The sequence below is a fragment of the Caballeronia zhejiangensis genome, from assembly GCF_000698575.1.
GTDB lineage: Bacteria > Pseudomonadota > Gammaproteobacteria > Burkholderiales > Burkholderiaceae > Caballeronia > Caballeronia zhejiangensis.
The window spans coordinates 90951-117832 of record NZ_JFHD01000002.1; the positions used below are offsets into that span (position 1 = coordinate 90951).

25 protein-coding genes are annotated in these 26882 nt (G+C 64.3%); 5 read left to right on the forward strand and 20 right to left on the reverse strand.

Annotation, left to right across the window (positions count from 1 at the left end; genetic code table 11):
• Positions 1-112: 112 nt before the first annotated feature.
• Positions 113-1429 carry an EAL domain-containing protein gene (locus tag BG60_RS03850; RefSeq protein WP_008351986.1) on the forward strand — a complete coding sequence of 439 codons (1317 nt, stop codon included), beginning with the start codon at positions 113-115 and terminating at the stop codon, positions 1427-1429.
• Here BG60_RS03850 and BG60_RS03855 read toward each other — a convergent pair whose 3' ends face one another.
• Positions 1430-4996: an indolepyruvate ferredoxin oxidoreductase family protein gene (locus BG60_RS03855; RefSeq protein ID WP_034470347.1), complete on the reverse strand. Its 3567-nt coding sequence runs from the start codon at positions 4994-4996 to the stop codon at positions 1430-1432.
• 234 nt (positions 4997-5230) lie between these two features.
• Between BG60_RS03855 and BG60_RS03860 the strand changes: the two genes are divergently transcribed.
• On the forward strand, positions 5231-5881 hold the full coding sequence (locus tag BG60_RS03860; protein ID WP_034470349.1) for a glutathione S-transferase family protein: 651 nt from the start codon (positions 5231-5233) through the stop codon (positions 5879-5881).
• Here the strand turns inward: BG60_RS03860 and BG60_RS03865 are convergent.
• From BG60_RS03865 to BG60_RS03905, 9 genes are all read right to left on the reverse strand, one after another.
• Complete coding sequence (locus BG60_RS03865) at positions 5878-6123, reverse strand: hypothetical protein (RefSeq protein ID WP_008351976.1); 246 nt, start codon at positions 6121-6123, stop codon at positions 5878-5880. The genes BG60_RS03860 and BG60_RS03865 overlap by 4 nt on opposite strands.
• A gap of 30 nt (positions 6124-6153) precedes the next feature.
• Positions 6154-6375: a hypothetical protein gene (locus tag BG60_RS03870; protein ID WP_008351974.1), complete on the reverse strand. Its 222-nt coding sequence runs from the start codon at positions 6373-6375 to the stop codon at positions 6154-6156.
• A 65-nt stretch (positions 6376-6440) separates the two neighbouring features.
• On the reverse strand, positions 6441-7352 hold the full coding sequence (locus BG60_RS03875; protein ID WP_008351973.1) for a carbohydrate kinase family protein: 912 nt from the start codon (positions 7350-7352) through the stop codon (positions 6441-6443).
• 5 nt (positions 7353-7357) lie between these two features.
• Positions 7358-8611 (reverse strand): AGE family epimerase/isomerase, encoded by a 1254-nt coding sequence (locus BG60_RS03880; protein ID WP_034470352.1) that lies wholly within the window; start codon positions 8609-8611, stop codon positions 7358-7360.
• Complete coding sequence (locus BG60_RS03885; RefSeq protein ID WP_008351968.1) at positions 8608-9627, reverse strand: LacI family DNA-binding transcriptional regulator; 1020 nt, start codon at positions 9625-9627, stop codon at positions 8608-8610. Before BG60_RS03885 ends, BG60_RS03880 begins: the two co-directional genes overlap by 4 nt.
• 203 nt (positions 9628-9830) lie before the next feature.
• Complete coding sequence (locus BG60_RS03890) at positions 9831-10442, reverse strand: class I SAM-dependent methyltransferase (RefSeq protein WP_034470354.1); 612 nt, start codon at positions 10440-10442, stop codon at positions 9831-9833.
• On the reverse strand, positions 10439-11230 hold the full coding sequence (locus BG60_RS03895; protein WP_034470357.1) for a PIG-L deacetylase family protein: 792 nt from the start codon (positions 11228-11230) through the stop codon (positions 10439-10441). Before BG60_RS03895 ends, BG60_RS03890 begins: the two co-directional genes overlap by 4 nt.
• Positions 11218-12255, reverse strand: a complete 1038-nt coding sequence (locus tag BG60_RS03900) for an acyl-CoA/acyl-ACP dehydrogenase (RefSeq protein WP_034470360.1) — start codon at positions 12253-12255, stop codon at positions 11218-11220. Before BG60_RS03900 ends, BG60_RS03895 begins: the two co-directional genes overlap by 13 nt.
• Before the next feature lie 320 nt (positions 12256-12575).
• The gene (locus tag BG60_RS03905) at positions 12576-13595 is read right to left on the reverse strand and encodes a bile acid:sodium symporter family protein (RefSeq protein ID WP_033536558.1); all 1020 of its coding nucleotides are present in this window, start codon (positions 13593-13595) and stop codon (positions 12576-12578) included.
• 513 nt (positions 13596-14108) lie between these two features.
• Here BG60_RS03905 and BG60_RS03910 point away from each other — a divergent pair.
• Complete coding sequence (locus tag BG60_RS03910) at positions 14109-14477, forward strand: hypothetical protein (RefSeq protein ID WP_034470363.1); 369 nt, start codon at positions 14109-14111, stop codon at positions 14475-14477.
• A 508-nt stretch (positions 14478-14985) separates the two neighbouring features.
• Entirely contained in the window at positions 14986-16095 is a 1110-nt protein-coding gene (locus tag BG60_RS03915) for a porin (RefSeq protein ID WP_034470364.1), read from the forward strand.
• Between the two features lie 68 nt (positions 16096-16163).
• Here BG60_RS03915 and BG60_RS03920 read toward each other — a convergent pair whose 3' ends face one another.
• The gene (locus BG60_RS03920; protein ID WP_008351955.1) at positions 16164-17126 is read right to left on the reverse strand and encodes an NAD(P)H-dependent flavin oxidoreductase; all 963 of its coding nucleotides are present in this window, start codon (positions 17124-17126) and stop codon (positions 16164-16166) included.
• A gap of 259 nt (positions 17127-17385) precedes the next feature.
• On the opposite strand from BG60_RS03920, the gene BG60_RS03925 reads away from it, so the two are divergent.
• The gene (locus tag BG60_RS03925) at positions 17386-18276 is read left to right on the forward strand and encodes an alpha/beta fold hydrolase (protein WP_034470367.1); all 891 of its coding nucleotides are present in this window, start codon (positions 17386-17388) and stop codon (positions 18274-18276) included.
• A 177-nt stretch (positions 18277-18453) separates the two neighbouring features.
• On the opposite strand, the gene BG60_RS03930 is transcribed toward BG60_RS03925, so the two are convergent.
• From BG60_RS03930 to BG60_RS03970, 9 genes are read right to left on the reverse strand one after another with little or no spacing between them, the layout of a single operon-like run.
• Entirely contained in the window at positions 18454-19365 is a 912-nt protein-coding gene (locus BG60_RS03930) for an MBL fold metallo-hydrolase (protein ID WP_034470370.1), read from the reverse strand.
• A complete protein-coding gene (locus BG60_RS03935) occupies positions 19362-19919 on the reverse strand; it encodes a DUF1289 domain-containing protein (protein WP_239294384.1) in 558 nt (185 codons plus the stop codon). Before BG60_RS03935 ends, BG60_RS03930 begins: the two co-directional genes overlap by 4 nt.
• A gap of 44 nt (positions 19920-19963) precedes the next feature.
• Positions 19964-20461 carry a YbaK/EbsC family protein gene (locus BG60_RS03940; RefSeq protein ID WP_008351951.1) on the reverse strand — a complete coding sequence of 166 codons (498 nt, stop codon included), beginning with the start codon at positions 20459-20461 and terminating at the stop codon, positions 19964-19966.
• Positions 20462-20477: 16 nt separating this feature from the next.
• Positions 20478-21401 (reverse strand): hydroxymethylglutaryl-CoA lyase, encoded by a 924-nt coding sequence (locus BG60_RS03945; RefSeq protein ID WP_008351950.1) that lies wholly within the window; start codon positions 21399-21401, stop codon positions 20478-20480.
• A 25-nt stretch (positions 21402-21426) separates the two neighbouring features.
• On the reverse strand, positions 21427-22368 hold the full coding sequence (locus BG60_RS03950; protein WP_034470372.1) for a 2-hydroxyacid dehydrogenase: 942 nt from the start codon (positions 22366-22368) through the stop codon (positions 21427-21429).
• A 19-nt stretch (positions 22369-22387) separates the two neighbouring features.
• Positions 22388-23431, reverse strand: a complete 1044-nt coding sequence (bioB, locus tag BG60_RS03955) for a biotin synthase BioB (protein ID WP_008351947.1) — start codon at positions 23429-23431, stop codon at positions 22388-22390.
• Positions 23432-23435: 4 nt separating this feature from the next.
• Positions 23436-24137, reverse strand: a complete 702-nt coding sequence (gene bioD / locus BG60_RS03960) for a dethiobiotin synthase (RefSeq protein ID WP_034470374.1) — start codon at positions 24135-24137, stop codon at positions 23436-23438.
• Positions 24134-25333 carry an 8-amino-7-oxononanoate synthase gene (bioF, locus tag BG60_RS03965; RefSeq protein WP_034470377.1) on the reverse strand — a complete coding sequence of 400 codons (1200 nt, stop codon included), beginning with the start codon at positions 25331-25333 and terminating at the stop codon, positions 24134-24136. Before bioF ends, bioD begins: the two co-directional genes overlap by 4 nt.
• On the reverse strand, positions 25330-26640 hold the full coding sequence (locus BG60_RS03970; protein ID WP_034470380.1) for an adenosylmethionine--8-amino-7-oxononanoate transaminase: 1311 nt from the start codon (positions 26638-26640) through the stop codon (positions 25330-25332). Before BG60_RS03970 ends, bioF begins: the two co-directional genes overlap by 4 nt.
• Between the last annotated feature and the right edge of the window lie 242 nt (positions 26641-26882).

Sequence of the window (26882 nt, forward strand, 5' to 3'; positions counted from 1 at the left end):
ACGGGACAGAGAGACTCCCGGCGAGATCACCGAGGGCAGTTCTTATGACAATGGTATGGGGCATCACGCAGCCGAGTGCGTTTCGCCACGGCGTTCAGGCGAGGGCATCGGCATGATGATCGCAAATCCCGAGAAGACGACGGTTTCCGCGCGCAGCTTCGAGCTAGGCGTGACATCGGGCTTCGATCGCTATTCGGTCGAACACGGCGAGTTGACGTTATCGAGCGTCTTTCAGCCGGTGTTCAGTCTGTCGCACATGCGCGCCGTCGGATACGAGGGCTTGCTGCGCGCGCATGATGCGCTCGATCGCCCGGTGTCGCCGCTCGATGTGTTCGGGCAGGCATCGCGCGTCGGCGAGGCGTTGCAGATCGACCGGCTCGCGCAGGCGCTGCATCTGGAAAACTTCAGGATGCTCGGCGCGAAGGACGAATGGCTCTTTCTCAACGTGCATCCCGGCGCGCTGACCGAGCCGTATCACGCCGCCGCGCTGCTCGCGAATCTGAAGCGCCTGAATCTCGAGCCGCGCCGCGTCGTGCTGGAAGTGCTCGAGCAAAGCGCCGAGGATATCGAGCGGCTCGCGCTCGCGGTGCAGCAGTTCCGCGACCACGGCTTTCTCATCGCGCTCGACGATTTCGGCGCGGGACATACGAACATCGAACGGATCTGGCAGCTCGATCCGGACATCGTCAAACTCGATCGCGTCATGCTTTCGCACGCCGGCCACAACGTGCACGCGCCGCTGTCCGCTCGCTCGCTCAAGCAGCGGCAGAACATGGAGGCGGTGCTGTCGGGCATCGTGTCGTTGCTGCATCAGGCGGGCAAGCTCGTGCTGATCGAAGGCGTCGAGACCGAGCACGAGGCGCAACTCGCGCTCGCGAGCGGCGCGGATTTCGTGCAGGGCTTTTTCTTCGCGCGGCCGCATCCGGGTCTCGCGGACAGCGCGCACGCGCAAAACGTGATCGGCGAGCTGACCGAGCGTTACCGACTGCAGACCGAAGCGCGCGAACGGCGCGTCGCGACGAGGCTTCAGCCGTATATCCGCGCGTTCGAGCGCGCGGCCGAGCGGCTCGCGGCGGGGGAGCCGCTCGAAGAAGTCTGCTGGAATTTCCTCGCGCTCGATAACGCCGCGCGCTGTTTTCTGCTCGATCAGAACGGCAAGCAGGCCGGCCGCAACGTCGTGCTGCGCGCCGACCGCGCCGCGCACGAAGCGCGCTTTCTGCCGCTCATCGATGCGCAGGGCGCGAACTGGCTGCGCCGTCCGTACTTCCGCGCGGCGCTCGGCGATCCCGAGCGCGTGCACGTGACGAAGCCGTATCTGTCGATCAACGAAGCGATGCCCTGCGTCACGCTCTCCGTGGAGACGCGCGCGCAGGGCAAGCGCTGCGTGCTGTGCGGCGATATCGACTGGCTGCCCGACGATATCGACTGATTACTTCGCCACGACGACCGGAATCCCCTTCAGCGATGCCGCGCCCTTCATCGAATCGATGGAGGCGCGCACCGCGTCGCCCGTCGCCGCTTCGATGTCGATGCGCGCCGCGATGTCGCGTTCGCTGCGCTTGACCATCGCGACGTTCGCGAGCTTGACGTGTCCGTAGCCGCGCACTTTTTCGAACAGCGCGGCGAGCGCTTGCACGTCCTTCGCGTTGTCGGCGTTCAGGCGGGACAAGGCGCGCGTCATGGTGATCTCGAAGTCGTCGGCGAGCTGACGCTCCATGCGGCGTTCGAGCGTGCGTCCGAAGACGTCGAGCGCGGTGCCTCGCAGGGCGCGAAACTTCGCGAGACCGCCGAGCACCGGCCACATCCACTGGCCGAACACTTTCTTCTTCGGCGCGCCGTGTGACAGAACCGGCGGCGCGAAGTTGAACTTCACCGCGTAATCCGAGCCTGCCGTGCCTTCGAACTGCGCGCCGAGCGCGGCGCGGAACGCCGGGTCCGCGTGCAGGCGCGCGACTTCGTATTCGTCCTTCACGGCGAGCAGCTTGTAGAACGAAATCGCGATGGCGCGCTTCACGTCCTCATTCGCCGATGCCTTCGCGAGCAGCGACCGATAGCGCCCGACGAACTTCTTGCCGCCATACGCGAGCAAGCGCGCTTCGCGATCGCCGATGAGTTCCGCGAGCGGCATATCCGCCATGACGATGCGCTTCGGCTGCGTCCAAGCGGTCAGCGATTCGAGCGCTTTCATGTCGTGCGCGGCGAGACGGCCGATCGAAAACGCCAGCTTGTTCGCCGCGACCGCGACGTTGTTCAGTTCGAGCGCGCGCATCAACGCTGCGAGCGACAGCGGCACGAGGCCGAGCTGCCACGCGAAGCCGAGCATCAGAATGTTCGCGCCGATGGTGTCGCCGAGAAAACGCTGGGCGAGCGCTTGCGCGTCGCAACTGCGCATCGCGTCGTGCGCGGCGGGGCCGGCGGCGTGACGCATCTTGTCGAGCAGCGCATCCGCGTGAAGATTCGCTTCGGGGTTCTGCACGAAGCTCGCGTTCGGAATCGCGTGCGTGTTCACGACGATCTTCGTGCGATCGTGCCGCACCGTCTGCAGCGCTTCCGGGCTCGCGCCGACGACCATGTCGCACGCGAGCAGCAAGTCCGCCTGTTGCGTGTCGATGCGTACCTGATTGAGCAGCGCATCGGTCGCGGCGAAGCGCACGAACGAGAGCACCGAGCCGCCTTTCTGCGCGAAGCCCATGAAATCGAGCACCGACGCGCTCTTGCCTTCCAGATGCGCCGCCATGCTGATAAGCGCGCCGACCGTCACGACGCCCGTGCCGCCGACGCCCGTCACGAGGATGTCGTACGGCGCGTTATCGAGCTGGTCTTGCGGCAGCGGCAAGGCATCGACGCGGCGCGCGAGTTCGGCGGGATCGAACGCGTGGCCTTCGGCCTTCTTGAGCTTCGCGCCTTCGACCGTGACAAAGCTCGGGCAGAAGCCGTTCACGCACGAATAATCCTTGTTGCACGACGACTGATCGATGCGGCGCTTGCGTCCCAGTTCCGTTTCCACAGGCTCGACCGACAGGCAATTCGATTGCACGCCGCAATCGCCGCAGCCTTCGCAGACGGCTTCGTTGATGAAAAGCCGCTTGTCCGGATCGGGAAACTCGCCTTTCTTGCGGCGGCGGCGCTTTTCGGCGGCGCACGTCTGATCGTAGATGAGGACGGTGACGCCCGGCGTGTCGCGCAGACGGCGCTGCACGTCGTCGAGCTCGCCGCGATGATGAAACGTCGTGCCGCGCGGAAACTGATCTTCGTGACCAATGTATTTCTCCGGCTCGTCGCTCACGACGACGAGCAGCGCGATGCCTTCCGCTTCCACTTGACGCGCGATCTGCGGCACGGAAATGCTGCCGTCGACGGGCTGGCCGCCCGTCATCGCGACGGCGTCGTTATACAGAATCTTGTACGTGATGTTCGCCTTCGCGGCCACGGCCTGACGAATCGCGAGAATGCCGGAATGAAAGTACGTGCCGTCGCCGAGATTCTGAAAGACGTGCGGCGTTTTCGTGAACATCGAGTGCGACGCCCAGTCGACGCCTTCGCCGCCCATCTGGATGAGACCGGTCGTGTCGCGCTCCATCCACGACGCCATGAAGTGACAGCCGATGCCCGCCTGCGCGACCGAGCCTTCCGGCACTTTCGTCGAGGTGTTGTGCGGGCAGCCCGAGCAGAAATAGGGCGTGCGCTTCACGGCATCGGCGACATTCGACAGGATTTGCGGCGCGACCAGATCGACCACTTTGTCGCGGCGATCGAGCGCCGGCTTGTGACGCGCGAGCCAGTCCGCGAACACCGGCAACACGCGCGACGGACGCAATTCGCCGAGCGCGGAAAGCAGTTGCGCGCCGTCGCGAGCGTTCTTGCCGATGACGATCGGCCGCGCGCCGTCGACGCGGTTATACAGATGATCCTTGATCTGCTGCTCGATGACCGGGCCCTTCTCCTCGATGACGAGCACTTCGCTCAGACCTTCGACGAAGGTCTCGAGCCGCGTCGTTTCGAGCGGATATGACAGCCCGACCTTGTAGATCCGCACGCCCGCGCGGTCGAGATCGTCGACGGTGAGATCGAGGCGGCGCAGCGCTTCCATCAGATCGAGATGCGCCTTGCCGCACGTCAAGATGCCGACGTTCGCACGCGGGCTCGGCGCGATCCACTTGTCGATGCTGTTCGTGCGCGCGAAGTGGCGCACGGCCTCGATCTTCGCGGCGAGACGCGCTTCGATCGTGAGGCTCGGCAGATCGGGCCAGCGGTTGTGCAGGCCGCCCGCCGGCGGCGTGAAATCTTGCGGCGCTTGCCAGTCGAGCCTGAGCGCATCGAGATCGACGGTCGAGCCGGATTCGACCGTCTCCGAAATCGCCTTGAAGCCGATCCACGCGCCCGAAAAGCGCGACAGCGCCCAGCCGTAGATGCCGAACTCCAGCATGTCAGCGACGTTCGACGGATTCACCACCGGCATGTGCCAGGAGATCATCGTCTGATCGCTCTGATGGGGCATCGACGACGACACGCAGCCGTGGTCATCGCCCGCGACGACGAGCACGCCGCCGTGCGGCGACGAGCCGTACGCGTTGCCGTGCTTGAGCGCATCGCCTGCTCGATCGACGCCCGGGCCTTTGCCGTACCACATCGCGAACACGCCATCGACGGTGCGTTCCGCGTCCGATTCCACGCGCTGCGTGCCGAGCACGGCCGTGCCGCCGAGTTCCTCGTTGATCGCGGGCAAGAAGCGCACATCGTGCGACGCGAGCGGTTTCTTCGCTTTCCACAGTTGCTGATCGACCATGCCGAGCGGCGAGCCGCGATATCCGCTGATGAAGCCAGCGGTGTTCAGGCCGGCGGCGCGGTCGAGTTCGCGCTGCATCAAAACGAGACGCACGAGCGCCTGCGTGCCGGTGAGGAAGATCCGGCCTTTCGTGGCGGAGAGGTTGTCGCCGAGTTGATAGTCCGACAGCGCGGGAGGAAAAAAGGCATCGGCGGGGACGCGCGCGTTCATGAGATCTCCGTGTCTTGTAGGTATGCGAGGCAATGCGACATTCTTTGCCGACAAAGGCGGAATGTTTTTGCTTACTCGCAGCGAATACCGTCGCGCCGAGAAACATCGGGCTGATTTTCGAGATACGCGAGAGAAATTTCCTCGATCTGTCCGTGCTTCGCGTAAACCCGGATCGGGCGTCGGCGCGCGAAAGGGCTAACCTGAATGCCTCGACAGCCAACCCGATTGCAGCCGATGAAGCTCTTTTACTGGCCGAAGACGCGCGCCTTTCGCGCGCTGTGGATGCTCGAAGAAATGCGCGTGCCGTATCAACTGGAGTTCGTGAACATCCGAGCCGGCGCGCAGAACGATCCGAACTTCTGCCGCGTCAATCCGATGTCGAAGCTGCCCGCGCTGGAAGACGGCAGCGTGCGCGTGGCCGAATCGGGCGCGGTGCTGCTGTATCTGGCGGATCGCTATCCGGAAACGACGCTCGGCGTGCCGCTGCACGATCCGTCGCGCGGGCGCTTTCTGCAGTGGATGTTTTTCACCGGTTCGTGTCTCGAACCCGCGATGGCCGAACGCGTGACCGGCGCGCAAGGCAACACGGTGAGTTTCGGATGGGGCGATCTCGCGCGCGTCGAGCACGCGATCGAAAACGCGCTGGAAGAGGGGCCGTGGCTGCTCGGCGAGCAATTCACCGCCGCGGACATTCTCGCGGCGAGCACGCTGCAGATCGCGTTCAGGGCGAAGCTGATCGAGCCGCAGGGCGTGCTTTTCGATTACGTCGAACGCGCGCTCGGGCGCGAGGGCTACGAGCGCGCGTCAGCGATCGATCATCGCGAGGCCGAGCGGCTGGCGCTGAACAGCCACGCGGGCGTCGTGCATTCGTCGAGCGAGAGTTAGGGAAACGCGCGCGGCTTGGGAATGCCCGCGCCGGCTTCGATATCCGACACCGCGCGCCGATGCGCCAGCTCGACGGCTTCGGCGCGATCGGCGAGACCGTCGTCGCCGCCGACGGTCGTCCACGTCTGCACCGCCTTGTCGTGATGACGGATCTCGTACTCCGCGTCCCAGCGCGAGCCCTGCAGCTCGACCGGCCTCACGTGGATGGCGTAGACGCCATAAAGGAAGATCTGCTCCGGCATGTTGTCCTCCGATGCGGCCATGCAGCGTGGCTACAACTCGATTTCCCCGAGGATGCGGTGCGCGAGCGCGCGCGCTTCGTTGAGCGCTTCTTCTTCGTTGCCCGACGCGGCTTCCACTTCGTAGAGCGTCGCTTCGGTATCTTCGCCGTCGTCGCGTGCGAGCGAGACGAGGCCCTGGTACTGACCGCCGTCGATGGCGCGCACGCCGATCGTCGCGGTGTAGATGCCTTTCGTGTAGGTGGTGTCTTCCATGATGGATTCGCCTCCAGGCAAGGACGAATCCATGCTAGCACGCTGATATGTAACGCGTGCGACGCTTATTTCAGCAACGCCTCGACCTCATCCAGCGACGGCGAATGCGCGCCCGAATGACGGCACGCCGCCGCGCCCGCCGCGAGCGCGAACTTCAGATGTTCGGGCCATTCGCCGTGACGCGCCATCAAGCTATAGAGCAATCCGCCGATGGACGCATCGCCCGCGCCGACCGTATCGGCCACTTCGACGCTCGGCGGACGCGCGCTGTACTGCTCGTCGCCGGCATAGAGCGTGGCTTCCGACGAGCCGCGCGTGACGAGCACGGTGGCTTGGCGGTTCATCGCGCGGATTTTCGCGAGCGCGTCGGCTTCGGGCATGCCTTTGAACAGCATGTGCAGATCTTCGTCGGACACCTTGATGAGATCGGCGAGGCCCGCCATGTTGCGCAGGATCGGCTCGTAGCCGTGCTCCATCAAATTGCGATAGTTCGGATCGAAGCTGATCTTCACGCCGTGTTCGCGCAACTGACGGGCGAGCGCGGCAAGCGTCGCGCCGAGCGGCTGACGCACGAGGCTGATGCAGCCGAAATGCGCCCACTTCACGCGCTCCATCCAGCCTTGCGGCAGCCGCGACGGATCGAACGCGAGATCAGCGCCGTTCTCGCCCATGAAGTAGTACGTGGGCGGCTGCGTCTTGTGGACGATCGCGAGCAAGGGCGGACGCTCGACGCGCTGCATGAAGCGCATGTCGAGGCCCGAAGCGACGCTCGCGTCCCACAGATCGTCGGAGAAATTGTCCGTGCCGAGCGAGCCGGCGCAGGCCGTCGGCAGGCCGAGCCGCGCGACCGCGCGCGCGACGTTCCAGCCCGCGCCGCCCGGACGCGAAAGCCAGCTCGACACGTCCGTGCGGATCATGTCGGTGAGGATGTCGCCCGCGGAAACGAATTGCGGAAAAGTGGTTTGCTCGCTTGCCATGCTTGTCACCGTTGAGTCGAAGTCGGGGCCAGCGCGTTCAGCACTTCGTAGCACGCGCCCATCGTGTGATAGTCGGTCTTGCCGGCGGGACTTTTCTCGTCGCCGTACTTGCGGTTGTCGCACGTCAGAATGCGATACCACGCGCCGTATTCGTGATCGACGAAGTGCTCCCAGCTATAGCGCCAGAGTTCGTCATAGCAATCCCAGAAACGCTCGCGTCCCGTGCGCGCGCCGAGCAGCGCCGCCGCCGCGAAGCCTTCGGCCTGCACCCAGAAATACTTGTCGTGGTCGCAGATGGTGTCGTCCGGGCCGAAGCCGTAGTAGAGGCCGCCGTGACGGCTGTCCCACGCGCGGTTGAAGCCGGCGTCGAACAGTTCGACGGCGCGCGCCGAGAGCCACGGCAGCGCGCGATGCCGCTCCAGAATCAGCAGCAGCTTCGCCCATTCGATCTGATGACCCGGCTGAAAACCCCACGGACGGAAGATGTTCGAACTGTCCGATTCGTTGTAATGCCAGTCGACCGACCAGTCGCGATGAAAATGCTCCCACACCATGCCGTGCGACAGCTTCGCCTGCCGCAGCGTGATGTTGCCCGCGATCTTTTCCGCGCGATCCAGATAGATGACGTGACCCGTCGCCTCGTAAGCCGCGAGCAGCGCCTCGGTCGCGTGCATGTTCGCGTTCTGCCCGCGATAGTCCGAAAGCCGCCAGTCGGGCGTGGCTTCGTCGGCGTAGAGGCCGGCGTCGGCGTCCCAGAAACGCTTTTCCATCAGCGCGAAGGTTTCGTCGATCATCGGCCTGGCTTCGTCGATGCCCGCCATCGCCGCGTGCGCGCATGCGAGCAGCACGAACGCCGTGCCGTAGCAGTGGCGCGTGCCGTCGAGCGTGCGCTTCTGGCCGTCGTGCCACTCGATTTCCCAGTCGTAACCTTCGTTCGCGGCGTCCCAGTGGGCGTCGCGCAGGAATCTGAACGCGTGATGCGCGTCGTCCCGATAGCGCGCGTCGCCGAAGTGGCGGAAGGCCATCGCGTAGTTGAAGACGAAGCGCGTGCTGCTGACGAGATGGCGCGTCGTGCGGTTATAGACGCTGCCGTCGTCCTTGAAGAAATGAAAGAAACCGCCGGACGGATCGCGCGCGTTCGGCGCGTAGAACGCGAGCGTGTCGCGTACGTGGGAGAGCAGGAAGTCGCGGCTGCGGAAATCGATCGCGCGTTCTGCTGGCGCCGGTTCCGCGAGGGCAGGTGAGGCGGTCATGTTCATGGCGTGCTGATGTCCTGTTTCGTGCCCGAGCTCGCGCGAGGAACGAAATTGACGGCGACGAGCGTGTCGGCCTGGCTCGGCGGGCTCGATTGATCTTCCAACAGCAATTCGACACCGCGGCGCCCGAGCGCTTCCTTGTCGACGGTCACGGTCGAGAGCGGCGGCGTGCTTTGGGCGGCGGCCGGAATGTCGTCGAAACCGACGAACGCGATGTCGTCCGGCACGCGCAAGCCGTGCGCGAGACAGACGCGCATCGCGGCGAGGGCCGCTGCATCGTTATAGGCGAAAACGGCGTCGGGCAGGGGACCGGATTGCGCACGGGCTTCCGCGATGAGGCGTTCCATCGCGTCGGCGGCGGCCTGATCGGCGGTCAGGCCCGGCTGCGTCATGACCTCGAGCGTCGGATCGAAAAGCTGGCCGGCATCGAAATATGCTTTCCGATAGCCGAGCGCGCGTTGCGCGATGCTGTAATGCGCGAGCGATCCGCCGATGAACGCGATGCGCCGCCGCCCTTGCGCGAACAGATGCTGCATCGCGAGCGACGCGCCGGTCACATTGTCGATGTTGACGGAGCGGAATCCCGGCGCGCGCAGGTCGATCAGCACGGTGGGCCGCGCGAGCGAATGCAGATGCGCGAGCAGTTCCGGCTCGACGAAACCCGCGACCGCGATAGCGTCCGGCGCGTGCAGGCGCATCTGCTGCGCGAGATCGTGCGTCGGACCGGCCGTGAGCACGGATGGCACGAGCCGCCGCTCGCGGCACGCTTCCTCGAAACCGTTCAGCACATGGGAAAAGAAAGGGCTGACGGCGAAATTGTTGTGCTGCCGATGCAGCAGAAAGGTCACGCGACGAATGCGCGTGCGCAACTGAGCCGAATCGTAGCCGAGTTGCTGCGCCACTTCGACGACGCGCACGCGCGTCGCCTCGGACAAGCCTGGTTGATTCTTGAGCGCGCGCGAAACCGTCCCGATCGAGACGCTTGCCGCGCGCGCGACATCGCGAATGGTGGTGGCCATCGTGGTGTTCTCTGTCTCCGCTTTTCTCGGCTGTTTTCCGCTCAGGCGCGATGTTGCGCGCGCTCGGCCGGTTCACTTGTTCGAGGCGATTGTATAGTAAAAAGTCTCGAACCTACCGTATGCGAAGATTGGAGAAAACCAGTAGGCCGTTGTTATATATGCGATTCCTTGCGAGTTATTTGTTTAGTAAAAATACGGAAACATTACGCCGCGGCTTCGCGGTCGTGAACCGAGCGCTTGTCGGGCGTCCATACGTCGAGGATCAGATCGTCGTCCCAATAGTGGCTTAGCAGCGGCAGACTCATGCGGCCGCGCAGCTTTGCGTGGACTTCGTCGCCGTTCTGAAGCCAGCCTTCGATCGGCCGACGCCAGTGACACGCGACGACCGCGCCGTCATGCGACAAGCTTTGGTGTATATGCTCGACGATGTGCCATAGCTGCGGCTCGTCGAGGTAATAGCCGATCTCGCTGATCACGACGAGATCGAACTTGCCGGTGGGCCAGCAGTCGGGCAGCAGCATCTGCCGGACATCGACGTTCCGATATTCCGCGACGCGTTGCCGCGTGAGCGCGACGGCGTCCTCGGCGATGTCGGTTGCGATCAGCTCGTCGCAGCGTGGCGCGAGCAGCGCCGTCAGTTCGCCGTTGCCGCAGCCTGGCTCGAATGCGCGCGCATAGCGTTCGTGCGGAAGCGAGGCGAGCAGGAGCGCGCGTTTGCGCCGTTCATACCATCGATGCCTGATTTTCCAGGGATCGTCGTTATCTCGATAAAGAGTATCGAAGTACTGCTTAGTATTGTTGTTGGTGTTGTTCATATGAGTACGACTTCGAAAGGCCGTGTAAGCCTTGCCAGCACATGCTCGGGCAGCACTGGCGCTTGTCCGGTGGTGGCGTCGGGGTCGAGCTGGCTCCGAAAAGCCTGCACGGCCCGGAGCTTCCGGGCATGCGTGGCGCCGTCGAGCACGATGCGGCGAGCACGGCTCCATGGCACGCGCGTATCGTCCGGCGACGCCCAGTGCCAGGTCCAGAGCGGCACCTCCACACAAGGCAGATCGAGCGCTTGTGCCGCGGACTGAACGGCGCGCCCGGCCGCCTCGTGGTCGGGGTGACCATCATAGCGCCATGTCGTGAAAACTATGTCGCCCGGTTGAAGGTACTCCGACAGGCATCCTGACAAACTCGATTCGATCTGGTCAGGATCGCCGTCCTGGAGCCCGAGCCGGACTACCTGGACCTGACGCAGATGCAGCCGTTGCAGCGCAGCCCTCGTTTCCTGCGGACGTACGCGTGCAAGACGTTCCGGCGGCCATTCGGATGACTTCGGGTGACTTGCCGTGCCGTCCGTTGCGGCGATGATGAGAATGTGCCGGCTGATCTCCGACAGTCGAGCGAGCAGGCCGCCGGTGCCGAGGATTTCATCGTCGGGGTGTGGCGCAACGACGACGGCCCGGCTGCCGAGCGGCACCAGTTCCGCCGGATCGACTTCGGGCAGCGCATTCAGACGCGCCCATCCCTGCCATGCGGCTTCGGGCGTGCCTTCGCCGCGTATGGCGCGGTCAGTGGCCGTTTCGTCGGTAGGCGCTTGCGTGGTCACACTTGCCATGAAATCCCTTCCTCCTCTATGACGTGCTCCGCGAGCGATGCTTCGTCACGCTCGGCGTGGCTTTGTCGAACGAAAACCGGCAGATCGGCCATCAACTGCGCGAAGTGCGCGTCGCGGCACAGCGGGCCGGCGCCCAGCGCGCGGCCCGCGCGCTCCACGACCAGCGTTGCCACATGTTCGGCCGCGAGGCGCGCACGCATCGTCGGCACCATGGCGTCGGCCTGCGGCTCGCGGTCGATGAACGCCGCCGTCTCGCGCAGCAACGCGGCCGTCGCGGATAGCGCCGTATCGATCGCACCGAGATGCGCGAGCTTGTGCGGCCCCGCGCGATGCTTTGTATCGCGCGCGACGAACGCTGCAATGCCCGATGCCGCGCCGAACCAGCACGCGGCAATGCCCGCGCCGCCCTGCCAGAAACCAGGGCGCTCGAGATAACCACGCGGCGGACCGACCAACTGCGCGCGTACTCGCTCGAAGCGCACGTCGACGCTCGCGCTCGCCTCCATGCCGACCGCTTGCCAGCCGGAACCGGTGACTTTCACGCCGTTCTGCCGCAGATCGACGGCGGCGAGAACCGGTTCGTCGCGCTCGTTCCACGCGGTTACGAGCGCATGCGTGACCGATGCCGCTCCGGAGCACCATGCCTTCGTGCCGTCCAGCGCGACGATCTGTGAGCCGGCGTCACCCAGCGCCAACAAGCGCGCACTCGGCGGTTCGGCTGCCCAGACGGCCCACGCGCTGCCGTCGTCGGGTGGCGGGCCGCCCAGTTCGGCGAGGATGGCGAGCGCGTCCGTGTGGCCTTCGTAGAGCTTGACCAAAGAGAGGTCGAAGGCTGCGACCGCGCCCAACGCGCGCCAGCGCTCAGCCGTGTTTCCCCGGCCCGGCAAGGGAAGGCGATCGAGACCCGCGCCGGTCAGCGCATGAAGCGCGCGGCCTGTTTCTTCGGCGTTGCCGCGTTGAAACGGCAACTTGCCGAGAAAGTCGCGCAAGGCGGAGGCCGTCGCATGCTGTTCGACGCAGTTCATCGGTCCATCCGCTGTTTAAGTTTGATGCGTTGTGTCCACATGGCGCGCCGTGTCCGTTTCTGCCCGGTTTGAACAAGAGTGTGGCAAGGGACATGCCCGAGCACCATTCAGCCGAAAGACGTAGGCCAAAGTGCCGGACGCGCGGCAACGCGTTCCGACGAATCGATGTGAAAAGTCAGGCTTTCTGGCTTATGCCGCTTGGCTGAATGGTCGCTTGAGCGTGGCCGGGTTCAAATGACGCAAAAGGCCGCACGCGGCGGCCTTCTGGAAGGGGATCGAATATGGCGAACCAGCGGGCGCCGTTCGCGGACGGGCGTGAATCAGCGGCGGGCGGGCGCTCCGACGGCCTTGTTCTCGCGCGCGGCTTCGGGCGCAGTTTTGCGTGCGCCCCAGCGCTGCGCGAGCACCGCGCACACCATCAATTGAATCTGGTGGAAAAGCATGAGCGGAAGCACGACCGCACCGACCGCGTGCGACGCGAAAATCACCTTCGCCATCGGAATGCCGGAGGCGAGACTCTTCTTCGAACCGCAGAAGATGATCGTGATCTGGTCGGCGCGCGAGAAGCCGAGGCGCTTGGCCGTGAACGCCGTGATGAACAGCGCCGCCGCCAGCAACAGGATATTGACCGCGAGCAGCCCCGCGAGCGTCCCGAGCGAAATCGAATGCCAGATGCCTTCGTTCACGGCTTCGCTGAACGCGACGTACACGACGAGCAGAATCGAGCCCTGATCGACGAACTTGAGCATCGCGCGATGCCTGTCGATCCACTTGCCGATGGCCGGCCGCAGCAATTGCCCGGCAATGAACGGCACGAGCAGTTGCAGCGTGATGTTGCCGACGGTGTGCCACGGCGAGCCGGTCGTCGCGCCGTGATTGCTCACGACGATCCCGACGAGCGCCGGCGTGATGAAAATGCCGAGCAGGCTCGACGCGGACGCGCTGCACACGGCGGCCGGCACGTTGCCCTTTGCCATCGACGTGAACGCAATCGACGACTGCACCGTGGACGGCAGCGTGCACAGAAACAGGATGCCGGTGTAGAGCGCCGGCGTCACGAGCGGCGTCAGCACCGGTTTGAGCGCGAGCCCGAGTAGTGGAAAGAGCGCGAAGGTGCTGAGCAGCACGACGAGATGCAGCCGCCAGTGCGTCGCGCCGGCGATGATCGCCTCGCGGGAAAGCTTCGCGCCATGCAGGAAGAACAAGAGGCCGATGGCGATATCGGTGATCCAGTTGAATGCGACCGCCGCGCCGCCGCGGCAGGGCAGAAAGCTCGCGACGATGACGGTGCCGACGAGCGCCAGCGTGAAGTTGTCGGGAAGAAGTTTGGGCCGTGCCATCAAAGAGTCTCGTACTTGGACACGCCGGCCGCTGGGCGGGGCGTTTTTTGCGTCAAGTCAGGAAAAACCATGATTTTCGCTCGCACCCGATTAAATTGGCAAATTCATTTACTGGATCGATTGATGACACGTCCACATGAAACGACCTGTGCACGAGGCAGGCCGAATGACCGCTACAGCAAAACTCGGGCCGCGCGCGAGCCAATTTCGCGGCTTTCAGATTCTTTTGTCCAGCACATTTGTTCTTCATATGTTTGGTCGTCCGAAATGCTAGGCGGCAGCGAAAAACTCTGACGTAACATGGTGTTACAACCATCGAGCGGGCCTAACACTTTTTGGCTCGACTGCTTTCGCGGCGCGAAATAAATTGTTGAATACACCGGTTGGCGGGTTTATGCATCGCTCGATGCAAGGCCCCGAATGTTCCGACTGCCGCCGGTTGTCCGCCTGAAGCGAAAGTCTCCGCTTTCCATTCACGGACGGAAATATCGGTCGGACGCAGGCTGTTTCGACATGGCGCTCACAGGCATTCGCAACACTACCCGGCTTTTCGCATCCGCAGCGCTTGGCGCGCTCGCGGTGGCGGGTTCGCTCGCGCTTGCCGGGCCGCGCGTCGAGTGGCTGCCGTCGACAGTCCTCACCGATTCCGGCGCCAGCAGGCAATCGCTGCATTACACGCCGGTCGCCGCCAAAGACGGCTTGACGCCCGTTAGCGCCGAAGTGCGTCCGGGCCCGCGGGGCGATCAAACGGTGCCGCTGCGTGGCGCGGGCTCGATTCGCGCCGACATCACGCGCTACAACGAAGAGCGCAGCCTGCCGCGCCCCCCCGGCCGTCCGGCCGACGACGGTCGCGCGCCGACGAACGCGAACTACCGCAACTGAACGCTCCGCAGTCTTCCTGAGCTGACCTCCGTTTCGCCGCGTTCACCGCGCGGAGCGCAAAACTGTTTGCGCGTCTAGCTTCGCTGTCACGATGACGTAATCTCGCCACAGTTGCGCATCGAATTTCCCCCAGACGTTCCGCTCTTTTTTCCGCGCAAGGACAATGCGGCCTGCGCGGGAAAATGTCCGAAATTCTTTATTTCAAACGCCTTTCGACGCTTGGAGAGGCGCGCCGGTACTCGCTGCGCATCTCGCCGGTTGTCGATCCGGCCATCGCGAGCCTGAGGCAAAGCGTCCCTTCCTGCGCGCAGGCGGGGCGGGAAGTATTCGAACCGCTATACCCGCAATAACCAAAAACATTTTTGACCGGAAAAATGGTCCGTAAAGATGGTGCCGCTCCACACGCGATGCCTCTTCGCCCACTAAACCGTTATGCCGGTCAGACGAGGCGAGCGCAACGCAACTCGCCCGCAAAGATTTCAATTTTCGACAAAGAACAGGAGAGTTCATGAAGTCAACCGTCAACCGTGCAATGACTACGGTGAAAACAACGGTCAAGGCCACCGCGGTCGCCGCAGCGATGTTCGGCCTCTTCGCCGCGGGCACGGCGCACGCGCAATCGAGCGTTTCGCTATATGGACAAGTCGACGAATGGGTCGGCGCGCAGAAATTTCCCGGCGGCGATCGCGCCTGGAACGTGAGCGGCGGCGGCATGTCGACGTCGTACTGGGGCTTGAAGGGCGCCGAGGATCTCGGCGGCGGCTACAAGGCCATCTTCACGTTGGAAAGCTTCTTCCGCGCGCAGAACGGTCAGTACGGACGCTTCCAGGGCGACACCTTCTTCGCGCGCAACTCATACGTCGGCATTCAAGGTCCGATCGGCACGTTCACCGCGGGCCGCCTGACGACGCAACTCTTCGTCTCGACGATCCTGTTCAACCCGTTCGTCGATTCGTACGTCTTCTCGCCGATGGTCTATCACGTGTTCCTCGGCGCGGGCACATTCCCGACGTACCGCACGGATCAGGGCGCGATCGGCGATTCGGGCTGGAACAACTCGGTCCAGTACACGTCGCCTGACTTCAACGGTCTGTCGGGCAGCGTGATGTACAGCTTCGGCAACACCGCCGGCGACGGCCGCTCGAAGAAGTACAGCGCGCAGTTCCTGTACTTCCACGGTCCGTTCGCGGCGACGGGCGTCTATCAGTACGTGAACTTCAACAACACCCCGGGCGATCTGACGTCGGTGGACGGCTTCGCTTCGCCGGGCTACAAGAGCCAGAGCGTCGGCCAGTTGGGCGCGTCGTACGACATGAAGTACGTCAAGTTCTTCGCGCAGTACATGTACACGAAGAACGACTACGAAGGCCCCGGCACGTTCCACGTCAACACCGGACAAGGCGGTGTGACGGTTCCGCTCGGCCCGGGCACGGTGATGGCGTCGTATGCGTACTCGCGCAGCAACGGCGGTCTCGATCAGACGCACAAGAGCTGGGCGCTCGGCTACGACTATCCGCTGTCGAAGCGCACCGACGTCTACGCCGCGTACCTGAACGACAAGTACACGGGTATGTCGACGGGCGATACCTTCGGCGTCGGTCTCCGCGCGAAGTTCTAAAGCGTTTCGCATCGAACGAAAACACCGCGCTCAAGGGCGCGGTGTTTTGCTTTCTACGGCACAAAAAATCAGCCGATCGCGAGGCGCGCCTTCGCGTCGTCGTATTCGCGCTTCAGACGCTCGACCAGTTCCGCGACGCTCGGCACGTCCTCCATCAGCCCGACGCCCTGGCCCGCGCCCCAGATTTCCTTCCACGCCTTCGCCTTGCTCGTGCCTTCGGCGAAGTTCATCGCGTTCTTGTCGGAGACGGGCAGCGCATCGGGATCGAGTCCCGCATTGACGATGCTCTCGCGGATGTAGTTGCCATGCACGCCCGTGAAGAGATTCGTGTAGATGATGTCGGCGGCGGTTGCATCGACGATCGCGCGCTTGTATTCCTCGAGCGCGTGCGCTTCCTTCGTCGCGATGAAGCGCGTGCCCATGTAGGCGAGGTCCGCGCCCATCGCTTGCGCCGCGAGGATCGAGCCGCCATTGGCGATCGCGCCCGACAGCACGATCGGGCCGTCGAACATGCGCCGCACTTCGCCGACGAGCGCGAACGGCGACGTCGTCCCCGCGTGACCGCCCGCGCCCGCCGCGACGAGAATGAGGCCGTCGACGCCCGCTTCGAGCGCTTTCTGCGCGTGCCGCAAGTTGATGACGTCGTGCAGCACGATGCCGCCGTACGAATGCACGGCGTCGATCATCTCCTTGACCGGCGCGCGCAGGCTCGTGATGAAGATCGGCACCTCATGCTCGACGCACACGCGCACGTCCTGTTCGAGCCGCGCATTCGACTGATGAACGATCTGATTGACCGCGATCGGCCCGATCACGGCATCGGGATTCGCGGCCTTGTGCGCGGCGAGCTCGCTTTGAATCTGCGTGAGCCATTCGTCGAGCAGTTCGGCGGGACGCGCGTTCAACGCCGGAAAAGAGCCGACGATGCCCGCCTTGCATTGCGCAAGCACGAGCTCGGGATAACTGACGATGAACATCGGCGAGCCGACGACGGGCAAGCTGAGGTGCTGCAAGATGGCGGGCAGAGCCATGGCACGAATCTCCTGAGTGTGTCCGAGCAGCGTTAAACCATTCTAGAGAACTGGCGCGCGATCCGGCACGCACGATCATTTTCCGGAAGGCACGCGTGGCCAGCGAACGATCGTTCGATTATATGCACGACATCGCCGCCGAAACATCCGCCATTTCCCGAAGAAGTATTCGATTTCGGCGTTTCCACGCTCGCCACGGCATCGGCGACTGCGCGAGCGCGCCTACAATGGTCCGCAACGCCACGAACAAGAAAACACAATGTCGTTCAAAGACTACGAGCCGTTTCGCGTCGATGCGGGCGGCGTCGAGATCGCCGGGATGAAAGGCGGCGACCGGCCGCCGCTCTTGCTCCTGCACGGACATCCGCAAACGCACGAGATCTGGCACAAGTGCGCCGGCGAGCTTGCGAAGCACTTCACGGTGATCGCCACCGATCTGCGCGGCTACGGCGCGTCGGGAAAGCCGGAAAGCGACACGCATCACACGCCGTATTCGAAGCGCGCGATGGCCGGCGATCAGGTCGCGGTCATGCGTCACTTCGGCTTCGAACAGTTTCTCGTCTGCGCGCACGATCGCGGCGCGCGGGTCGCGCATCGCATGGCGATGGATTTCCCCGACGCCGTCGATCGTCTGATGCTGCTCGACATCGCGCCGACGCTCGCGATGTACGACGCTACCGACCGCGAATTCGCGACTGCAAACTTCCACTGGTTCATGCTGATCCAGCCGTCGCCGCTGCCGGAATTGCTGATCGGCGGCAACCCGGACGCATATATCGATCGGCTATTGGGCAGTGGCCAAGCGGGATTTGCGCCCTTCGCGCCGCATGCGTTGCGGGCGTATCGCGACGCGTTTGCCGCGCCGGGTGCGATCTTCGCGACGTGCGAGGACTATCGCGCGTCGGCGGGCATCGACCTCGAACACGAACGCGCCGATCTCGAACGCGGCATGAAGATCGCCTGTCCGCTACGCGTGCTGTGGGGCGAGCAAGGCGTCATCGGACGGCGCTTCGACGCGCTCGACGAATGGCGGCGCGTCGCACGCGACGTGAGCGGCCGCGCGCTGCCGTGCGGGCACTACATTCCCGAGGAACAGCCCGACATGCTGCTCGCGGAAATGCTCGCGTTCTTCGAGGCAGATGCGCCCTGAAACCCGCGCCGGCATTGGGCTTTACGTGAATTCAGGTGTCGTTACAATTTTGTAGGGAAAGCACCGATGCACGTGAAATAGTGTCGCGATACGATACTTGGGACGTTGATCACGTCCATATGATTCTGCCGCTTGCCGTAGCTGACAAGCGGCTTTCTTTTTGTGCACTCGGGCGGTTCAGGCCACCGACACGGTTTCGCCGCTCACGTTCACCGAGCCGCCGCGCGCCAGTTCCCCGACGATTTTCTCGACGAGCGTATGACATTCGCCCGATGGCGCGAGCGCATCGGCGGCGGCGCGCATCGCGCGGGCGTCTTGCGTCATCGTGACGAGCGCATCGAGCGTCATCGTGCGCACTTCCATCAACTTGAAGACGATCAGCACCTTGAGCGCGTTCTTCGCGTTGCGCGCGGGATCGGCCTGCAAGTAATCGAGTCGCGACGAAGCGACCTCGAGCGCGCGCGCAACGTCCGTGAACGGCGCGCCGTGGCCGGGAATCACGATATCGACGTCGAGCGTCGATATGAGTTCGAGCACCGCGCGTTCTTCCGCGAAACCGCTGTCGCCTTCGAGTTCGGGAAAGATCACGCCGAAGCCGTTTTCCCACAACGCGTCCGCGCTGATGAGCACGCGCGTCTCGGGGCAATGGAGCATCAGCGAATGCGGATCGTGGCCCGGCGCGCCGAGCACGTTCCAGTCGAAGCCGCCGAGCGCGAGCGTCCCGCCGTGCGCGATCGTGCCCGTGAAATCGAAGCGATCGCAGCGCTGGCCGGTCGCGCGAAACGTGAGCGCGTCTTCGTCCCATGCGCGCACGGCGTGCGCTTCGCTTGCGGGAATCAGCGTGTCGCAGGCGTACGTGCGCTGGAGCAGCGCGTTGCCGCCGCAATGATCCGAATGCAGATGCGTGTTGACGATCAGATCGAGCTTGCGCGCGCCGAGCTTTTGTTTGACCAGCGCGAGCGTTTGCGGCGCGTGGGATACATAGCCCGTGTCGACGATCGCGGTGCCTTCGGCGCTTCTGAACAGCACGTTGTTCGACGAGAGCCAGCCGCGCTCGATGACCGTCATCGACTCCGGCAGCGTTCTCACGCGCGTGTCTCCAGCGGCATCACGACGATGGTCGCCGTCGCCTTCATCACCGTTTCGCCGAGCTGATTGCGCGCGTCGCCTTCCAGCTTCACGAGATCCCCGTTCAGACTCGCTTTCCACTTCGCTTCGGTCACGCGCCAGGACATCGCGAGCACGTCGTTCGCCTTCACCGCGCGCGTCAGCCTGATGCCGAATTCGAGTCCGAGCGGCTGCGCGTATTGCGAGAAGTGCGTGGCGAGCATCGCCATCAGATGCGCGGTCGGCTGCGTGCCCGATGCGATCAGCGCACCGAAACGGCTTGCGCGCGCGTAGGCGTCGTCGTGATGCAGCGGGTTGAGATCGTTGACGACCGTCGCGAAGTGCTTGATCGAATCGGGCGGCAGCGCGAGCGTCGCGTCGAACGATTCGCCGAGCGTCACCACGCGCGCGCCCTGACGACGGCTCTCGACGCGCGCGAGCACCGCGCGTTTCGCCTCATCGTCATGGGACGACCACGCGGCGATTTCGTCGATGTTGCGAAAGCAGCCGTCGCAGAAACCGGTCTCCGGATTCATGCGGCATACATCGACGCACGGCGACGCAACGTCCGTCACATTCGTCACGATTCCGCCGTCTCGCGCAACGCGACGTCCGCGACCGGCGCGCCCGTCAGCTCGATCAATTCCTGCGGCGACAGATTGAACACCGCGTGCGGATGCCCGGCCGCCGCCCACAGGCTGTCGAGCGCGAGCAGGTCTTCGTCGATGAGCGTGACCGGCGTGACCGCATGGCCGATCGGGCACACGCCGCCGATCGCGTAGCCGGTCTTCTCGCGCACGAACTTCGCGTCCGCGCGCGCCAGAGCGCCGACGCGCGCCGCGACCTTCGCTTCATCGACGCGATTCGCGCCGCTCGCGATCACGAGCACGGGCGCGTCGTCTTCCTTGCGGCGAAACAGAATCGACTTGGCGATCTGCGCGACCTCGCAGCCGAGGCCGGCCGCCGCTTCCGCCGATGTCTTGCCGGTTTCCGGCAGCATCACGACGTCATGCGGATGGCCGCGTTCCTTCAACAAAAGCGCGACGCGGCGCGCGGAATCGGGCAATTGATCGATCATCTTTGTCCTTTGTTGTTCAGACGCAGGCGGCGGCGCCGTCGCGTTTCTTCGTGAAGATCGCCTTTCCTGCACGCGACGAACTCGGCTTGCCGATCGCGCGCGAAATGAAATCGCCGATATCGACGAGCTGATCCAGATCGACGCCGGTCTCGATGCCGAGCCCGTTCATCAGATACACGACGTCTTCGGTCGCGACATTCCCGGTCGCGCCCTTCGCATATGGACAGCCGCCGAGCCCCGCCACCGACGCGTGGAAGATCTCGATGCCTTCGAGCAGCGCCGCATAAATGTTGCCGATGGCTTGCCCGTACGTGTCGTGGAAATGTCCGGAAAGGCGCTCGCGCGGAAACGCTTTCTGCGCTGCCGCGAGCACTTCGCGCGTGCGTTTGGGCGTGCCGACGCCGATGGTATCGGCGATATCGATCTCGTCGCAGCCGAGCGCTTTCATGCGTTCGACGACATCCACGACCGATTCGATGCTCACTTCGCCCTGATACGGACAGCCGAGCGCGCACGAGATGGATCCGCGCAGCCGCATGCCGGCGTCCTTCGCGGCTTTCGCGACCGGCTCGAAGCGCGCGATGCTCTCCGCGATGCTGCAATTGATGTTCTTCTGCGAGAACGCCTCGCTCGCCGCGCCGAAGATCACGATTTCATCGGCTTTGGCTTCGAGCGCGCCTTCGAAGCCGCGCATGTTCGGCGTGAGCACGGAGTAGATCGTGCCCGGACGGCGCTCGATGCCGGCCATGAGTGCGGCGGCGTCGGACATTTGCGGCACCCATTTCGGCGACACGAACGATGTCGATTCCACGTTCACGATGCCCGCCCGCGCGAGCCGGTTCACGAGCTCGATCTTGGTTTCGGTGGGCACGAATTCCTTTTCGTTCTGCAGGCCGTCGCGCGGCCCGACTTCGACGATTTTCACTTTTGACGGAATCATGTCTCTGTCTCCTTTCGATGTGGTCTCAGTACCCGCGCTTGAAATCGACGATGCCGCTGATCGGCTCGCCGCGCGCGAGCGCTTTGATCTTGCCGGCGATCTGCACGATGCTTTCCACGCGCAGCGTTTCCGCCGAAATATGCGGCGTCACCGACACGCGCGGATGCGTCCAGAACGGATGTTCCTGCGGCAGCGGCTCGGTGTGGAAGACATCGAGCGTCGCGGCGGCGATCTGGCCGCTGTCGAGCGCGGCGATGAGATCGGCATCGACGAGATGCGGGCCGCGCGCCACGTTCACCAGATACGCGCCGCGCGCGAGCTTGCCGAACGTGCGCGCGTTCAGAATGCCTTCGGTGTCCGGCGTGTGCGGCAACAGATTGATGAGCACTTTTACGCCGTCGAGAAACGCGTCGAATTCGTCCGCGCCCGCGTGAACGTGGACGCCTTCGATCGTCTTCGGCGTGCGGCTGTATCCGCGCACGGGGACGCCGAGTTTCAGCAAACCCTTCGCGACTTCCGCGCCGAGCACGCCGAGCCCGAGCACGCCGACAGTGAACGATTCGCGCGCGTGCTGCGGCAGTTTTTCCCAGCGGCCTTCGCGTTGCAGGGCGTCGTATTCGTCGAAGCGGCGCAGGTAGCGCAGCACGCAGTACGTCGCGTATTCGACCATCTGCTGCGCCATGCCGGTGTCTTCGAGACGCACGAGCTTCGCGTTCGGCGGCAGCGTGCCGGGTTCGCGGCGCTCGACATCGAGAATCGCATCGACGCCCGCGCCGAGATTGAACACGGCCTGAAGATCGGGACGATTGGCAAAGAGCTCGCGCGGCGCGCGCCACACGATCGCGTAGTCGGCGCTCGCGGTGTCGCCCGGCTCCCATACGCGCAGGTCCGCATCGGGCAACTCGCGTTTCAGGCCGCCGAGCCACGCGTCGATATCGGCGCCCTTCTCGTAGAAGATGATTTTCATGGCCGCGTCCGTTTTCCGTTTAGTTCGCGTGCTTGTGTCCGCAACCGCGTTCGGCTTCCTGCGCGCCGGCGTTCTGCGCGGCTTCCGCGCGCATGCCGAGGCGCTCGATCAGCTTGCGGTCGGCTTCGGCTTGCGGGTTGCTCGTCGTCAGAAGCTGATCGCCGTAGAAGATCGAGTTTGCGCCCGCCGCGAAGCACAGCGCCTGCAACGCTTCATCCATCTGCTCGCGTCCGGCGGACAGACGCACCATCGCCTTCGGCATCGTGATGCGCGCGACCGCGATCGTCCTCACGAACTCGAACGGATCGAGCGCGTCGACGCCGGTGAGCGGCGTGCCCGCGACCTGCACGAGATTGTTGATCGGCACCGATTCCGGATACGGCTCCATGTTCGCGAGCTGCGAGATCAGTCCCGCGCGTTCGCGTCGCGATTCGCCCATGCCGACGATCCCGCCACAGCACACGTTGATGCCCGCGTCGCGAACGTGTTCGAGCGTATCGAGGCGATCCTGATACGTGCGCGTCGAAATGATCTGGCCGTAGAACTCCGGCGACGTGTCGAGATTGTGGTTGTAGTAATCGAGGCCGGCGTCGCGCAAGCCTTGCGCCTGATGCGCTTCGAGCATGCCGAGCGTCACGCAGGTTTCGAGGCCCATCGCCTTCACGCCGCGAATCATGTCTTTGATCGGCTCGAGATGGCGATCCTTCGGATTGCGCCACGCCGCGCCCATGCAAAAGCGCGTCGCACCGTTCGACTTCGCGACTTCGGCTGCCTTCAGGACTTCATCGACGTCCATCAGCTTTTCGGCCTTGAGGCCGGTGTCGTGATGCACCGACTGCGGACAGTACGCGCAATCTTCCTCGCAGCCGCCCGTCTTGATCGACAGCAGCGTGGACAACTGCACCGCGTTCGGATCGAAGTGTTCGCGATGCACGGTCTGCGCGCGGAAGAGCAGATCGTTGAACGGCAGTTCGTACAGCGCGACGACATCGGCGACGCGCCAGCGCTGCATCGGTTGCGGCGTGGTTTTCGAGGTGGTCTCAGTGGCGATTTGCTGTGTCATGTATTCAATCCTTTTGATGAAGCGAGTCGGTCAGAGCGCCGATATCGAGCGAATCGGCGGCGCGCGTTGCATCGGGTGCCGCGAGATGCGGAATCACGCCGATGAGCGGCGCCTTGATGCGTTGTTTCAGTGTTGCGATGTTTTCGTCGGGATACAGCATATTCGGATCGACGCGATTCGCCACCCAGCCGGCGAGCTTCAGGCCGCGCGACGCGATGGCTTCGACCGTCAGCAACGCATGGCTGATGCAGCCGAGCCGCATGCCGACGACGAGCACGACCGGCAGATTCAGCGCGACGGCGAGATCGGCGGTGTCGTGCGTGTCGGTGAGCGGCACGCGAAAACCACCGACGCCTTCCACGACGACGATATCCGCTTTCGTCATCGCGAACTGATGCGCTCGCACAATGCGCCCGATGTCGAGCGCCACGCCTTCGCGCGCCCCAGCGATATGCGGCGCGATCGGCTCGCGCATCATGAACGGCGTGCGGATGTCGTTCGGCAGCGCGACGTTCGCGGCGGCGTCGAGCTGATCGGCGTCTTCGTTGTGCAGCACGCCGTCGCGCTCGACCGCGCCCGACGCGATCGGCTTCATCGCGGCGGCGGAAAGGCCCGCGCGCGCGAAGCCGTGCAGCAGCGCGCAAGAGACGAGCGTCTTGCCGATTTCCGTATCGGTTCCGGCGACGAACAGGGATAAAGCGGTCATAGCGTATTCAAAGCGTTTAACGCGTGATCGAGCCGCGCGAGATCGTCCTCGCTGTGCGCGGCGGAAAGGGAAATGCGCAGGCGCGACGTGCCCGCCGGAACCGTCGGCGGACGAATCGCCGGAACCCAAAGGCCTTGCTTGTCGAGCGCGGCGGCGATTTCCAGCGTTTCGTCGTTGCCGCCGATCACGAGCGGCTGCACGGCGGTATGCGAATCGACCGGCATCCAGCGCGTGCGTTTCAGCATCGCGCGCGTGGTGTCGATCAGCGACGCGAGGTGCGCGCGGCGCGCGTCGCCTTCATCGCCCGCGATGATTTCGATGCTCTTCGACACCGCATGCGCGACCGCCGGCGCGGACGCCGTCGTGAAGATATACGGACGCGCGCGCTGAATGAGCCATTCGATGACGGTTTCATCCGCCGCGACGAACGCGCCCGACACGCCCGCCGCCTTGCCGAGCGTGCCGACATAGACGAGATGCGGCGAGCGCAGTGCGTAATGCGCCAGCGCGCCGCGTCCTTGCGGGCCGAGCACGCCGAAGCCGTGCGCGTCGTCGACGACGAGCCACGCGCCGTACTTCTCCGCAAGCTCGACGAGACGCGCGAGCGGCGCGATATCGCCGTCCATGCTGAACACCGTGTCGGTGACGATGAGCTTCGTCGCTGTTTCGTCGCGGGAGGCGTCGAGCATCGCGTCGAGCGCGTCGATGTCGGCGTGCGGATAAATCTGCGTTTGCGCGCGCGACAGGCGCACGCCGTCGATCAGCGATGCGTGATTGAGCGCGTCCGAAAACACGAGCGTGCCGCGTCCGGCGAGCGCCGTGACGACCGCGAGGTTCGCCATGTAGCCGGTGCTGAAGTAAAGCGCGCGCGGGTTGTCGACGAAACCGCCCGAGAACGCGGCGAGATCGTCTTCGAGTTGCGCGTGCGCGCGTGAATGGCCGCCCAGCAGATGCGAGCCGCCGCTGCCCGCGCCGAAAAGCGACGCGCCTTCGGCGAGCGCCGCGCGAATCGCATCGTGCGCGGCGAGGCCGAGATAATCGTTGCTCGCGAAGCCGACGATCGCGCGGCCATCGACGGTCATGTGCGCGGAACAGGCGCCGTCGATCGTCTTGCGGCGACGCCGCAGGCCGCGCGCATCGATATCGTTCAAGCCCTGTTCGAGCGTTTCGTACAACGCTCTCGCTGTCGTGCTCATGCTGCGACCCCCGCGAGCGTGGCGTCGAGCGTTTCGCGCGTGCGTTGCGCGAGGAGCAGCAGTTCGTCGTCGGAGAGGATGTACGGCGGCATCATGTAGACCGTCGTGCCGATGGGGCGCATCAGCAGTTCGCGCTGCAACGCGTTTGCGAAGAAGCGGCGCGAGAACGTCTTGTCGTCGATATCGACATCGAACGCGAAGATAGTGCCGCAATTGCGCAGATTCTTCACGCGTCCGTGCTCGCCGACGCGCGCGCGCAACGCCTCGCCCAGCAACGCCGATTTGCGTTTGTTTTCCGCGAGCACGTTCGCGCTGTCGAACAGATCGAGCGTCGCCAGCGCGGCGCGGCACGCGAGCGGATTGCCCGTGTACGAATGCGAATGCAGAAAGCCGCGCGTGACGTCGTCGTCGTAGAACGCGGCGTAGATGTCCTCGCGCGTGAGCACGATCGAAAGCGGCAAGTATCCGCCGCTGATGCCCTTCGACAAGCAGATGAAATCAGGCCAGATGCCCGCCTGCTCGCACGCGAAAAAAGTGCCGGTGCGCCCGCAGCCGACCGCGATTTCATCGGCGATCAGATGCACGCCGAATTCGTCGCACAGCGCGCGCAAACGCGTGAGATACGACGCGTCGTACATCGACATGCCGGCCGCGCACTGCACGAGCGGCTCGACGATCACGGCCGCAAGCTGCGACGCGCGCTGCCCGAAGAGCGCGCGCATCGCGGCGATGGCTTCGTCGACGCCGACCGCCGCCGGCGACGCGACCACATGCGCGTGACGGATCAGCGGATCGTAAGCGTCCTTGAAAATGGCGACGTCCGTCACGCCGAGCGCGCCGATCGTTTCGCCGTGATAGCTGTTCGCGAGACACGCGAATTCGCGCTTCTCGCTTGCGCCGCGATTGCGCCAGAAGTGAAAGCTCATCTTCAGCGCGATCTCGACCGCCGACGCGCCATCGGACGCGAAAAACGCATGGCCGAGCGTGCGATCGGTGAGCGCGCAAAGACGCTCGGCCAGTTCGACGGCCGGCGCGTGCGTGCAGCCCGCGAGCATCGCGTGTTCGAGCGTGTCGAGTTGATCCTTGAGCGCGCGGTTGATGTCGTCGTTCGCGTGGCCGAAGAGATTGACCCACCACGAACTGATCGCATCGAGATAGCGGTGGCCTTCGTGGTCGTAGAGCCACGCGCCCTTGCCGCGCGCGATCGGCACGAGCGGCACGCGCTCGTGATGTTTCATCTGGGTGCATGGATGCCACACGGCCGCAAGCGAGCGGGCAACCCAGTCCTGATTGGCTTCTGTGTTCAAAAACGGCTCCCAGGCCCGCGCGCGCGATGCGGGCCGGATACATCGGGCAAGCGCCAGGCGCCTGCGTTACGGGGAAACTGCGTGAAAACTGCGCGAGTCAATTATCCCTAAAACATGGCCGACCTTCCGTATTCGGAAGGTTTTTTGGACATGCGTGCGCGCGCAATGGAAATGCGAAAACGCGCTATCGCGTGCAACGTCGGCCAAATGGGTCGCTTAACGTGCGATCGACGCAAAAACGC

Excerpts from the sequence above, each read along its gene's own strand:
- BG60_RS03880 (WP_034470352.1), bottom strand. The coding sequence starts at position 8,611 with ATGAACATGACCGCCTCACCTGCCCTCGCGGAACCGGCGCCAGCAGAA.
- BG60_RS03900 (WP_034470360.1), bottom strand. The coding sequence starts at position 12,255 with ATGAACTGCGTCGAACAGCATGCGACGGCCTCCGCCTTGCGCGACTTT.
- BG60_RS03850 (WP_008351986.1), top strand. The coding sequence starts at position 113 with ATGATGATCGCAAATCCCGAGAAGACGACGGTTTCCGCGCGCAGCTTC.
- BG60_RS03885 (WP_008351968.1), bottom strand. The coding sequence starts at position 9,627 with ATGGCCACCACCATTCGCGATGTCGCGCGCGCGGCAAGCGTCTCGATC.
- BG60_RS03915 (WP_034470364.1), top strand. The coding sequence starts at position 14,986 with ATGAAGTCAACCGTCAACCGTGCAATGACTACGGTGAAAACAACGGTC.
- BG60_RS03890 (WP_034470354.1), bottom strand. The coding sequence starts at position 10,442 with ATGAACAACACCAACAACAATACTAAGCAGTACTTCGATACTCTTTAT.
- BG60_RS03865 (WP_008351976.1), bottom strand. The coding sequence starts at position 6,123 with ATGCCGGAGCAGATCTTCCTTTATGGCGTCTACGCCATCCACGTGAGG.
- BG60_RS03945 (WP_008351950.1), bottom strand. The coding sequence starts at position 21,401 with ATGATTCCGTCAAAAGTGAAAATCGTCGAAGTCGGGCCGCGCGACGGC.
- BG60_RS03895 (WP_034470357.1), bottom strand. The coding sequence starts at position 11,230 with ATGGCAAGTGTGACCACGCAAGCGCCTACCGACGAAACGGCCACTGAC.
- BG60_RS03940 (WP_008351951.1), bottom strand. The coding sequence starts at position 20,461 with ATGATCGATCAATTGCCCGATTCCGCGCGCCGCGTCGCGCTTTTGTTG.
- BG60_RS03870 (WP_008351974.1), bottom strand. The coding sequence starts at position 6,375 with ATGGAAGACACCACCTACACGAAAGGCATCTACACCGCGACGATCGGC.
- BG60_RS03855 (WP_034470347.1), bottom strand. The coding sequence starts at position 4,996 with ATGAACGCGCGCGTCCCCGCCGATGCCTTTTTTCCTCCCGCGCTGTCG.
- BG60_RS03860 (WP_034470349.1), top strand. The coding sequence starts at position 5,231 with ATGAAGCTCTTTTACTGGCCGAAGACGCGCGCCTTTCGCGCGCTGTGG.
- BG60_RS03905 (WP_033536558.1), bottom strand. The coding sequence starts at position 13,595 with ATGGCACGGCCCAAACTTCTTCCCGACAACTTCACGCTGGCGCTCGTC.
- bioD (WP_034470374.1), bottom strand. The coding sequence starts at position 24,137 with ATGACCGCTTTATCCCTGTTCGTCGCCGGAACCGATACGGAAATCGGC.
- BG60_RS03920 (WP_008351955.1), bottom strand. The coding sequence starts at position 17,126 with ATGGCTCTGCCCGCCATCTTGCAGCACCTCAGCTTGCCCGTCGTCGGC.
- bioB (WP_008351947.1), bottom strand. The coding sequence starts at position 23,431 with ATGACACAGCAAATCGCCACTGAGACCACCTCGAAAACCACGCCGCAA.
- BG60_RS03950 (WP_034470372.1), bottom strand. The coding sequence starts at position 22,368 with ATGAAAATCATCTTCTACGAGAAGGGCGCCGATATCGACGCGTGGCTC.
- bioF (WP_034470377.1), bottom strand. The coding sequence starts at position 25,333 with ATGAGCACGACAGCGAGAGCGTTGTACGAAACGCTCGAACAGGGCTTG.
- BG60_RS03935 (WP_239294384.1), bottom strand. The coding sequence starts at position 19,919 with ATGAATCCGGAGACCGGTTTCTGCGACGGCTGCTTTCGCAACATCGAC.
- BG60_RS03875 (WP_008351973.1), bottom strand. The coding sequence starts at position 7,352 with ATGGCAAGCGAGCAAACCACTTTTCCGCAATTCGTTTCCGCGGGCGAC.
- BG60_RS03910 (WP_034470363.1), top strand. The coding sequence starts at position 14,109 with ATGGCGCTCACAGGCATTCGCAACACTACCCGGCTTTTCGCATCCGCA.
- BG60_RS03925 (WP_034470367.1), top strand. The coding sequence starts at position 17,386 with ATGTCGTTCAAAGACTACGAGCCGTTTCGCGTCGATGCGGGCGGCGTC.